This is a genomic window from Pareuzebyella sediminis, assembly GCF_008367235.1.
Lineage (GTDB): Bacteria > Bacteroidota > Bacteroidia > Flavobacteriales > Flavobacteriaceae > Pareuzebyella > Pareuzebyella sediminis.
The window spans coordinates 26495-38897 of sequence record NZ_VTZS01000005.1 but is presented as its reverse complement, the minus strand read 5'-3'; the positions used below and the strand labels follow the sequence as shown (position 1 = coordinate 38897).

Annotated in this window: 6 protein-coding genes; 3 read left to right on the top strand and 3 right to left on the bottom strand. The window is 43.5% G+C overall.

Annotated features, from left to right (window positions below):
• Nucleotides 1–123 precede the first annotated feature (123 nt).
• The 3 genes from F2B13_RS16320 to F2B13_RS16310 all read left to right on the top strand — a co-directional run bounded on the left by F2B13_RS16320 (nt 124) and on the right by F2B13_RS16310 (nt 7576).
• Nucleotides 124–1269 (top strand): acyl-CoA dehydrogenase, encoded by a 1146-nt coding sequence (locus F2B13_RS16320; protein ID WP_149277192.1) that lies wholly within the window; start codon nt 124–126, stop codon nt 1267–1269.
• Between the two features lie 323 nt (nt 1270–1592).
• On the top strand, nt 1593–6101 hold the full coding sequence (gene gltB, locus F2B13_RS16315) for a glutamate synthase large subunit (RefSeq protein WP_149304675.1): 4509 nt from the start codon (nt 1593–1595) through the stop codon (nt 6099–6101).
• 8 nt (nt 6102–6109) lie between these two features.
• Nucleotides 6110–7576 (top strand): glutamate synthase subunit beta, encoded by a 1467-nt coding sequence (locus F2B13_RS16310; protein WP_149277190.1) that lies wholly within the window; start codon nt 6110–6112, stop codon nt 7574–7576.
• Between the two features lie 113 nt (nt 7577–7689).
• Here F2B13_RS16310 and F2B13_RS16305 read toward each other — a convergent pair whose 3' ends face one another.
• From F2B13_RS16305 to F2B13_RS16295, 3 genes are all read right to left on the bottom strand, one after another.
• The gene (locus F2B13_RS16305) at nt 7690–9189 is read right to left on the bottom strand and encodes a sulfatase-like hydrolase/transferase (protein WP_149304674.1); all 1500 of its coding nucleotides are present in this window, start codon (nt 9187–9189) and stop codon (nt 7690–7692) included.
• Nucleotides 9190–9256: 67 nt separating this feature from the next.
• A complete protein-coding gene (locus F2B13_RS16300) occupies nt 9257–10714 on the bottom strand; it encodes a sulfatase-like hydrolase/transferase (protein ID WP_149304673.1) in 1458 nt (485 codons plus the stop codon).
• 93 nt (nt 10715–10807) lie between these two features.
• Complete coding sequence (locus F2B13_RS16295; RefSeq protein WP_149304672.1) at nt 10808–12358, bottom strand: sulfatase-like hydrolase/transferase; 1551 nt, start codon at nt 12356–12358, stop codon at nt 10808–10810.
• Between the last annotated feature and the right edge of the window lie 45 nt (nt 12359–12403).

Genomic DNA, 12403 nt, shown 5'->3' with positions numbered 1-12403 from the left:
GCGGTTTGAATTGAACCGTTCTGGCACTCAATTCAAAAAAACCCTGGGATCGGTATATTTTTTAAACCTGAAGGGTTTTCTTCCATACCTTTATATTTGCACTGAACATAACACTGGATTACTATGGATTTATCATTATCGGAAGAACATTTGATGATACGGCAAGCGGCACGTGATTTCGCTCAGACGGAATTACTTCCAGGGGTGATTGAGAGGGATGAAAAGCAGAGCTTTCCTGGCGAGCAAATAAAAAAAATGGGGGAATTGGGTTTTCTGGGGATGATGACCGACCCTAAATATAATGGTAGCGGCATGGATACCCTGTCGTATGTAATTGCCATGGAAGAATTCTCAAAAGTCGATGCATCGGCTTCGGTAATTGTATCGGTCAACAATTCTTTGGTCTGCTGGGGCATTGAAACTTTCGGCTCCGACATGCAAAAACAAAAGTATTTGACCCGTTTGGCCTCTGGAGAAATCATCGGGGCCTTTTGCCTATCAGAGCCCGAGGCGGGCAGTGATGCCACATCACAGAAAACAACGGCCATAGACAATGGAGACCACTATGTGCTGAACGGGACCAAGAACTGGATTACCAACGGCGGTTCGGCAGAAGTATACTTAGTCATTGCCCAAACGGATAAAGAGAAGGGGCACAAAGGTATCAACGCCCTCATTGTGGAAAAAGATACGCCCGGTTTTGAAATAGGGCCCAAGGAAAATAAACTGGGCATCCGCGGAAGTGACACCCATTCCTTGAACTTTAACGATGTCAAGGTACCTAAAGAAAATAGAATTGGTGAGAACGGTTTTGGATTTAAATTTGCAATGAAAACTCTTGCAGGGGGGCGTATCGGTATTGCGGCACAAGCCTTGGGCATCGCAGCAGGGGCATATGAACTTGCACTAAAATATGCTAAGGAACGTAAAGCTTTCGGCACCGAAATCGCCAATCACCAAGCCATCGCATTTAAATTAGCCGATATGCATACCCAGATCGAGGCAGCACGTCATTTAGTTTACAAAGCGGCTTGGGATAAGGACAATGGGCACAATTACGATCTTTCAGGAGCCATGGCCAAGCTTTATGCTTCACAGGTAGCCATGGACACCACGGTCGAAGCCGTGCAGATACATGGGGGCAATGGCTATGTTAAAGACTATCACGTCGAACGTTTAATGCGTGATGCCAAAATCACACAAATCTATGAGGGCACTTCAGAAATTCAGAAAATCGTAATTTCAAGGGAGATTTTAAGAAAGTCATAAGTTCATTTAATAAACAAAGTACCTACCCCCTCTATTTTAACAGGGGTAAACGAAGTACTTAGCCCCTTTACATCAATTTTTAATTGAAAAATAAGGGCTGTTTTGTTATAAAGTGGCACTTATTCCGAATCACCCCCCTTAAAACCTTTTATAAGATTAAGAAATGGATTAATTTTATCATTCTGTTAAATTAAACAACCAGATAATCCATTATTACATATTTTTTAACGTTTAATTAAAAACGTTGGATTTCTATTCGATAATATCCAAAATGCTGTAAAAAATTCATCAAAAAAGCTATTTTTGAGGAAATACCATAATCTATGACGCTGAAGAAACAAGGGTTATACCTACCAGAATTTGAACATGACAACTGCGGAGCAGGATTCATTTGTAGCCTTAAGGGAAAAAAGTCCAATGACATTATCCATAAGGCACTTGAAATCCTTGTGAAATTACAGCACCGAGGTGCCGTAAGTGCCGACGGAAAAACAGGCGATGGCGCCGGTATATTGATTGATATCCCCCATGATTTTTTCAAGGCCGTGTGCAACTTCGAACTTCCGGAACCAGGTGGTTACGCAGTAAGCAACGTTTTTCTACCACAAAAGGAAAATCAGCGTGAATTCTGCACCTCTGTATTGGAAGAGAATATCAAAAAACAAGGGTTGAAGCTTTTAGGTTGGCGCGATGTTCCGGTCAACCGGTCGATACCTGGTAGAATTGCAATGGAAACCGAGCCCTTCGTGAAACAGATTTTCGTGGGCAAAGAAAACGATGAACAAGAAGATTTCGATTTCAACCTTAAATTATATATCGCCAGAAAAGTATCAGAGCACGCGGTCATTAAATCAAAGTTATCCGAAAGCAAATTCTTTTATTTGCCCAGCCTTTCTACTAAAATTATCATCTTCAAAGGCCTTTTGATGCCCAAAGACATCAGTCTTTACTATAAAGACTTGATGGACCCTCGGGTGGTTACACGATTAGCTTTGGTTCACCAGCGGTTTTCGACAAATACATTCCCTACCTGGGATCTTGCGCAACCTTTTCGATACATGTGCCACAATGGTGAAATAAACACGCTTCGGGGCAATGTTTCCCGTATGCGTTCGCGGGAAGAATTGTTGCAAAGCGATCTTTTCAACGACGAAATAAAAAATATTCTCCCCATTATACTTCCAGGCAAATCGGATTCGGCCACAATGGATATGGTCGTCGAACTTTTGTTAATGACGGGGCGTTCATTGCCCGAAGTCATGATGATTCTCGTTCCCGAGGCATGGGAGAAAAATCTGGACATGTCAGAAGCAAAAAGGGCTTTCTATGAGTACCATTCATGTATGATGGAGCCCTGGGACGGTCCTGCCTCGATACCTTTTACCGATGGCAATTACATCGGTGCCGTTCTAGACCGAAATGGCTTAAGACCTTCGCGCTATTCAGTGACCAAAGACGGATATGTAGTAATGTCTTCGGAGACGGGCGTATTGGAGATCGCTCCTGAAAATATTGAATTTCATGGTCGTCTCGAACCCGGAAAAATGTTTTTGGTCAATATGGAGGAAGGCCGTATTGTAAACGACGAGGAAATCAAGGAAAAAATCGCAAAAGCACGCCCTTATAAAAAATGGCTTGACGATAATTTGGTGCACCTAAAAGATATACCCTATAACGATTGTCCACTCTTCTTGGGGGAGGCCTCTTTGGAAAAAAGAAAATCAGTTTTCGGGTATACCTTGGAGGACATCAACACGATTATTCTCCCTATGGGGAAAAATGCCAAAGAGCCCATCGGTTCAATGGGATCGGATACCCCGATTGCAGTGTTATCCGAAAGGCCACAACTGATCTATAACTACTTCAAACAATTGTTCGCCCAAGTGACTAATCCACCATTGGACGGCATCCGTGAAGAACTAATAACCGATATCAGTCTAACCTTGGGAAGTGACCATAACATATTTGATTTTTCGGAGCTTCATTGTCGTAAGCTCAAAATTCAAAATCCGGTGATTTCAAAAGAGGATTTGGATAAAATCAAAAATTATGATGCAAGCCCAGATTACAAAGTAGTTTCCATTCCCACCCTATATGAGATAGAAAGAGGTCTAAACGGTCTTGAAGACGCATTGCAATCTGTTCTGGATCAAGCTTCTGCGGCTATTAATGAAGGAGCTAATATTATTATCCTGTCGGATAGGAACGTCAACCAAGCAGAAGCACCGATACCGGCCCTCTTAGCTTGCTCCTATGTGAATAGTGGATTGCAGCGATTGGGCAGAAGAAACAAACTCAGTATCATTATTGAATCTGCAGAACCTAGGGAGGTACATCACTTCTGTCTTCTTTTTGGTTTCGGCGCGAGTGCGATCAACCCTTATCTGGTCAATGAAATTATCGGCGAGCAGATACAAGAACATGACATCACCGATTTCACCTTTGAGGAGGCCGTAAAGAACTACAACAAAGCGATTGGAAAAGGCATTCTTAAGGTCATGAACAAAATTGGTATTTCGACCTTGAATTCGTACCGTGGCTCACAACTTTTCGAATGTATCGGAATCAACACTAAGGTGGTGGAGAAATATTTCCCCAATACACCGACAAGAATACAAGGTATCGGCCTGTACGAGATTGAAAAAGAAATTGCCAAACGTCACCGCAACGCCTTTGGTAAAAAAGAAGTTGCCGGGGCGCTCGATCTAGAAATAGGAGGTGAATACCGTTGGAGACGTCACGGCGAAAAACATATGTTCAACCCATTATCCATAGCTAAATTACAGAAGGCCGTAAGGGGCAACGAGCCCGATACCTATAAGGAATTCTCCGAAATGGTCAACGAGCAATCAAAAAGTCTCATGACTATTCGTGGTCTTTTCGAGTTTTCGAACTATGACCCCATTCCTATCGAAGAAGTAGAGCCATGGACAGAAATCGTAAAGCGATTCAAAACCGGGGCCATGTCGTATGGTTCGATAAGTAAAGAGGCCCATGAAAACTTGGCTATTGCCATGAACCGAATCGGCGGCAAGAGCAACTCGGGCGAAGGCGGGGAAGATGAAGAACGCTTTTACAGAAATGCTACGGGTGATTGGCGCAATAGTGCCATTAAGCAGGTTGCTTCCGGTAGGTTTGGTGTAACCTCGAACTATCTTACCAATGCATCGGAAATTCAGATTAAAATGGCACAGGGTGCCAAGCCAGGGGAAGGAGGGCAATTACCCGGGCCTAAAGTAAACCCTTCGATTGCCAAAACCAGGAATTCTACGCCCTATGTAGGACTGATTTCGCCCCCACCCCACCACGATATCTATTCTATTGAAGATTTGTCGCAACTGATTTATGATCTTAAATCAGCCAACCGCAAGGCAAGAATCAATGTGAAATTAGTTTCTGAGGTAGGTGTGGGAACGGTAGCCGCCGGGGTTTCCAAGGCAAAGGCCGACGTAATACTGATTTCCGGATTTGATGGAGGAACCGGGGCTTCACCCCTTACTTCCTTAAAACATGCCGGCCTCCCTTGGGAACTAGGGATCGCAGAGGCACAACAGACCTTGGTATTGAACGATCTTCGCAACCGGATCGTACTGGAATGCGACGGTCAGTTGAAAACAGGTCGCGACGTTGCAGTCGCCTGTTTATTAGGGGCCGAAGAGTTCGGCTTTGCTACCGCTCCCTTAGTAGCTTCTGGCTGTATTATGATGCGTGTCTGCCATTTAAATACATGTCCCGTTGGTATCGCCACCCAAAATCCCGAACTACGTAAAAAGTTTGAGGGCAAACCTGAACATGTAGTCAATTACATGTACTTCGTGGCACAAGAACTCCGCGAGATTATGGCACAACTAGGCTTTAGGACCGTGAACGAAATGGTCGGCCAAGTTCAAAAACTAGACCGCAAAAAGGCCATAGAACATTACAAGGCGGCAGGTATAGATCTAACCCCTATTTTATATCAAGTAGATGTACCAGCAGGAACCAAATTTTACAACACTCAGAAACAGAAACATAATGTTGACAAGTCGATAGAATTCGATATCATCGACAAAGCCAATCCTTCATTGTTCCGTAAAGAAAAATTGACCCTTGAGTTTCCGATTAAGAATACGGATAGAGCCGTTGGTGCAATCATTAGTAATGAGATTTCCAAAGTGTATGGAGCCCAAGGTCTACCAATAAATACCCTAAGATTGAATTTTACCGGTTCGGCAGGTCAAAGTTTTGGCGCTTTTGCCACCCGTGGTCTCACGATGACCGTAAACGGTACAACAAACGATTATTTGGGCAAAGGGCTTTCAGGGGCAAAATTGGTCATCAAGGTGCCTGAAGGTTCGACTATTATTCCCGAGGAGAACGTGATTACCGGGAATGTAACCCTTTATGGGGCGACCGCCGGGCGAGCCTATATCAATGGTAAGGCAGGCGAGCGCTTTTGCGTTCGTAATTCGGGTGCCAAAGCGGTGGTCGAAGGAATAGGAGACCACGGTTGCGAATACATGACCGGCGGTGTGGCCGTAATTCTTGGTGAAGTTGGACGAAATTTCGGCGCTGGTATGAGCGGTGGTATTGCCTATGTATTCGATGAGAAGAAAAACTTCCGAAAAAAATGCAATAACGACGACTTGAACTTACTTGAGGTGACCGAAGATAATGACATTAAAGAATTGAAAGACCTTATAGAAAGTCACTATAATGCCACGCTAAGTCCATTAGCACAACGCATTCTAGAAAAGTGGGAAATTTGCCTCCCCAAGTTCGTCAAGGTATTACCTGAAGAGTACAGACAAGCATTGCTTCGTCTTGAAAGAGAAAAATTAGAAACGATATAAATCGAGAAATGGGAAAGATTACAGGATTTCTGGAATTCGATAGAAAAGTGGAGCCCTATGCTCCAGTAGATGAGCGCGTTAAAAATTATAAGGAATTTACGAAGCCCTTGAAGGAAAAAGAGCTTAAAAATCAGGGAGCCCGATGTATGGATTGCGGTATTCCTTTTTGTCATAGCGGGTGTCCGTTAGGAAACCTCATTCCTGATTTTAACGATGCGGTTTACAAGGGCAAATGGGAAAAGGCCGCAGAGGTCTTGCACGCCACCAACAACTTTCCAGAATTTACCGGAAGATTATGTCCTGCACCTTGTGAGGAAGCCTGTGTGCTGGGAATCAACGAAGACCCTGTTACCATCGAAAATATCGAGAAGAACATTGTAGAGACTGCATTTAAGAAAGGATGGGTCGTTCCGTGTCCACCAGAAAATAGGACGGGGAAAAAGGTGGCCGTAGTAGGTTCTGGTCCTGCAGGCCTTGCAGCCGCCCAACAGTTGAATCGGGCCGGTCATTTTGTGACCGTTTTTGAACGGGACGAAAAACCGGGCGGACTTCTTCGCTATGGAATTCCAGATTTTAAAATGGAAAAACATATTATCGACAGACGCCTTGAGGTAATGGAAGCGGAAGGCATTGAATTTAAATGTGGAGTTCATATTGGCAAGGATATCAAAGCCGATCAACTACAGGAAGAGTTTGATGCAATTGTACTTTGCGGTGGTGCCACCGTTCGCAGAAACCTGCCTATTGAAGGTTCCGATTTGAATGGTGTTGTTCAGGCGATGGATTTTCTACCTCAAAACAATAGGCGCGTTGATGGCGTAAAGCAGTTCGATAATGAAATTTTGGCTACCGATAAAGATGTTATTGTAATCGGTGGAGGCGATACAGGATCGGATTGTATCGGCACTTCTTTCAGACAAGGTGCCAAGTCGGTCTCGAACTTCGAGATCATGCCTATGGCCACCAAAGATCGGCCCGAAGGACAACCTTGGCCGTTTTGGCCTATGAGGCTACGTACCAGTTCTTCCCATAAAGAAGGTGCAGAGCGTTTTTTCAGTATTTCGACCAAGAAATTTGTAGGAGACAAAGACGGTAACCTGACCGGCTTGATTACTTCAAAGGTCGAATGGATAAAGGAACCTGGTAAGTCTATGGTCTTAAAGGAAGTCGAAGGAACAGAAAAAGAATGGAAATGTGAACTTGCATTGTTGGCGCTTGGTTTTACGGGTTCAGAAATGACGATTGCCGAACAACTTGGCCTTAAAGCCGATGCAAGAACAAATATTAAGGCCACCGAAGAAAACTATATGACCAATGTTCCTGGAGTTTTCGTTGCTGGTGATCAGCGTAGGGGACAATCATTGATCGTATGGGCCATTTCCGAAGGAAGGGAGGCCGCATATCATGTGGACACATACCTTATGGGAGAATCGGAATTACCTCTTAAGGGTGAAGGGGATTTGCCTAGGGTGTAACTGAGTACCAAGATAAAATTGAGATACAATCCGATCTAATTTCAGGTCGGATTTTTTTATTTAGACCTTTTCAAGACATAAAATTTCGCCAAAGATTTTCAATAGGAACTCCCCTAGCTTTTCCATTCTTGACTTTCAGCGGTTATCTCTACGTCCCATGCTTGTGGAGGGTTCGGAATGTATTTCGGGTCGTTATCCTTTTCTGGAAACTTTGAAACTACGCGCATCAATCGATCAAAATTCGTTTTATACGGGGCCGAACCTATACTATCAATAAGGTTATAGGCTTCGAAGGGGTCGTTCTTCATATCAAAGAACTTAACCGGTATCCTGTTTGTATCGATGTACAGCTTATATCTTTCATTTCGAAGTACCCTATCCCTGAAATTATATTGATTTTCAACTCCGTTTTCCGTGAGACGGGCATAATTACCACCCCCCATCCCGAGAATCCAATCTCTTTGTGAGGTATCGGTACCATTGAACAACACCTCCTTAAAGGATTTTCCGTCTATGGTATGGTTGGCATTTTCAGCACTCCAGAAGTCTTTGGAAGCAACTCCTGCCACATCTAAAAAAGTGGGAAGCACATCTGTGAAATCGACCAATGCCTCCGTTTGTTGATTGGCTTGAATACGGTTCGGCCAGCTCGCGATAAAGGGTTCGCTAATACCGGTCTCCATCGTGCTTGATTTTCCTCCTCTCACCGTTTTTCCCTTATAGGTCCCTGATATTCCCGTTGTAGTTCCATTATCCGTAGTAAAAACCACCAAGGTGTTGTTCAACAGACCGTTCGCCCGTAGCGCCTCGATAAGATCACCGACAATCTTGTCAGTATACCTGACCATGGCTTTGTGTTTGCCCAATTTGTCATCTGAAGTTTCATCTGGTGTATTCACCAATGGCGTATGTGTAAGTACCATAGGATAATATACAAACATGGGGTCATCTTTGTTTTCCTTCAAAAAATCAATAATAAAGTCACGGAAAATATCAGGACCAAAAGCACCGGTATACGTTTTGCTTCCTTCCTTGGTATATATATAAGGGTTCCAATAACGTTCGGCACTAGGTTCTACCCCGGACTCGAATCCCGTCCACATACAGAATTCATCAAATCCATTTTTGGTCAGTGCATTGGGCTCCACTCTAAAATCATCTATCTGCCATTTCCCGGCAATACAGGTTCTATAGCCAGCCCTTTTGAGTTCTTGTACGAGTGAGGGGTTCTTTCTTTCGTCGAAATGGGCGCCCCCGCCCCAGCGAGGAACATCCCAATGATTTACCCAACCATGTCTAAAGGGGTATTGTCCGGTTAAAAAGGTTACCCTTGAAGGCGTGCACTGTGGCATGGAATACGCATTATGGAACATCATGCCCGAATTGGCCAATTTGTCGATATTGGGGGTTTCAATATTTTCGGCACCATATGCACTTATCCATTCTTTGCCCAAGTCGTCCACAAGGATAAATAAAATATTCGGACGAGTTTCAATATCTGCCTTGGTTTTGACCTCGCTATTACAACCCATCAGGCCTACTGAAATAAATAGCAGAAAAGTTTTGAAAATATTAAATCTCTGGGCGTTAAATGATAAATTTTCAGGTTGCATACCCCCTTATTTTATTTTTTAAACAGCTCTGCCGCCCATGTCTGGATGGCCACATTTCACTTACTGCTCAACGATGTTCATTAATCAGTTCGGTAGAGTTTTCACGCTCCTTAGAAAAACAATGCTTTGCCACAGATGTGGGCAAGGTCGTTTGAAAGGCCTCGATTTTGTTCAAAAGATCATCTACCTTTTCTCGATACCGACCCGAAACATCGTTTTGCTCCAACCAATCCACTTTGATATGGTATAATTCGGTGCGGCCCGACCTTTGATCGACCAACAGTTTCCAATTATTTTCTTTGATGGCGGCCGAGGGCCAAAAATCGGGTCTGTTCGATGAAAATCTCCAATCCCATAAAATAGGTACGGTTCTTTCAAAGGATTTTCCTTTTAACGCTTTCACAAAACTTTGACCATCGGGTTTATACCCCGTGGGTAAATTCCTCCCCGTTAGCTCCAAAAAAGTAGGCAATAAGTCTACGGCGGCCAACTCGGTTATTTTATCGATGCTTCCTGCAGTAATGGTTCCAGGCCATCTGGCGATGAAGGGTACCCGAACCCCCCCAGCAAATAATGAGCGTTTCCGTCCTTTTAATCCAGCGGTTTCACCCACCGAATAAAACGTGCCCAGTCCAGGACCGGTAGAAGCGTCTTCCAGAATTTTCGCATCTGGATTTCCAGTAGTCTCCGGACCATTGTCGGATGAAAAGACAACTAACGTATTCTTATCTATTCCCAATTGCTTTAAAGTTTGAAATACATCTCCAATACGTGCATCATATTCAGCAATTATCGAGGCATATACCTGCTTTTGTTCATCTAAATGTTCGAATTTTTTTAAATACTTCTCCTTTGGATAATGCGGGGTATGGGTGGCATGTATCCATGCATTTATAAAAAAAGGGCCCTCTTTATGCCGCTTCACAAAATCAATTGTTTTCAATAATGTCGAATCCGCATTCATTTGATGAAACCTACCAGGTAGATTGAAAGCGCCATATTCATCATAACCATAGTCGATAGGAGACGGTGCGTCCGGCACATGGGTATTGGAAAGATGCCATTTTCCGAAATGGGCAGTTGCATACCCTGCGCTTTTCAACATTCTAGGAAGCATAGGTGCCTGAGGATCGAGCCAATCGGGCATATGACGCTCAATATGTGATGCCACCGAAGCGAAATGCCCGTGCACCGAATGTCTCGCCGGAAATTGCCCGGTCATTACCCCTACCCGGCTCGGAGAGCAAACCGGATTAACCACGGAAAAATTCTGAAAATCAATACCTTCGGAAGCCATTTTATCAAGGTTTGGAGTCTCACAAAATGTGCTGCCATGTATTCCTAGATCTCCGTATCCCCAATCGTCGGCATAAATGAAAATGATATTTGTGGGTGTATTTGCGATGCCGGTCAAGCCTTTAACCGGATTCTTTGAATCGAAATATCGTGCATTCCCCTGTAGCGACACCAAAGAAAGAACAAATAAGAAAACTGTGCTTCTTCTTATGTTAGTTTTTAGGTTCATGAATCTTACCTTTTTTTATAAACAGATTCGATCGCAAGTTTTTATACCGCACCCAAATGGATGAAAATGTTTGATCAAATAGCAATAGCTTCATTAGCCTTTAACCGGAGTTGTCAAAACTTTCTCGTAAATCTTCTGTAACGATAATTTATCGTTCATTTTTTTCTGAAGTTCCAAAAGATCGGTGAAAAGTGTTTTGACCTTTTCGGAGTATTCGGGATTTTCGGACAAATCGTTCATTTCATTGGGATCGTTCTCCAAATCGAACAAAAGTACCTTCTCTATTTTCGGATAGACCAAAAGTTTGAACCCGTCTTTTCGAATCATTCGTTGTACGTTCATATAAGCTCCGTAGATTCCATCGTAATGGCTTTCCTCCCGGTTCCCTTTAATAATATCCAAAAAGCTATTGAATTGTACATAATCGGGTTTTTGAACGTCGGCCAATTCCAAAGAGGTAGCCATAATATCCTGCAAATAGACATCTTGGTCTAAACGCTTTCCCTTGGGTATACCCGGACCGACCACCATCATAGGGATACGCACACTGTGGTCGAACATGCTCTGTTTTCCAATCAGACCATGGTGACCCACTGAAAGTCCGTGATCTGCACCGAAGAAGATATAGGTATTGTCCATTTTACCACTGGTTCCCAAGGCATCTAGAATAGCACCGATCTGTTCGTCCATATGGCTTAACAGGGCATAATACTCTTGTCGGTGTACCTTGACCGCATACTCTGTTCTCGGAAAAGGAGCCAAAGCTTCGTCCCTTAATCCGGGAGGGTTCCCCATATCATCTTTATACGGGTATTGGGGTAAAAAGTTTTCAGGAACTTTTATGTCTTCCAAAGGATACATATCTAAAAACCGTTGGGGTGCTTGTCTTGGATCGTGAGTCGCATTGAAAGCTAAATACATAAAGAATGGATTGTCTTTAGTCTTTGCCGTATCTATGAAGGATAAAGCGTCGTCGCGCACTACCTCGCTCCAATGCTTACCTCCTTCCCAAAAACCACCTTGTAACGTGTCGGTAGGCGACCATTCAGTGTCCTCAGGACCCGTAGGCCGGCCATAACCGAGTGGCATATAGTCGTTCCAATCTTTCATATCGCCCGATTCTTTTCTCCATTTATTTTGGGCTTCGGCCAATTCTCCTCCTCTATCTCTAGGCATACCAGGTCGAATATGCTCAGCACGGGAAAAAATTTCATCGGCAGGTGCTTGTACATGCCATTTTCCAGTCATATAGGTATCATATCCCTTATTCTCAAGCAATTTACTCCATGTTTGGGTCAAGGCCGTTGAATCACCCTTTCGCCATTCCTGACTCTTTTCCTGAGCATTCCAAATATAGGATCCCGATATAATCATAGCTCTTGAAGCGACACAAATGGCACCGTTCCATCCTCCCATATTGTATGCATGGGTAAAAGAGGTTCCCCCATTGACCAATCGATCGAGATTCGGAGTATACACTTCATCGAACCCCAAGGCCCGAACACTCTCAAAAGTCTGGTCATCCGCAAATAGAAAAACGATATTAGGTTTTTTGTGCTCCGTCTCGTTCTTTTTCTCACTCGATTGCTGGCAAGACCCTAACCATAAAACTAGTAGTACTAAGGGTAAAGATGTATTTTTCATTGGTAGTAATTATAAAGTTTAATTTAAAATAAGCACCTATCAAAA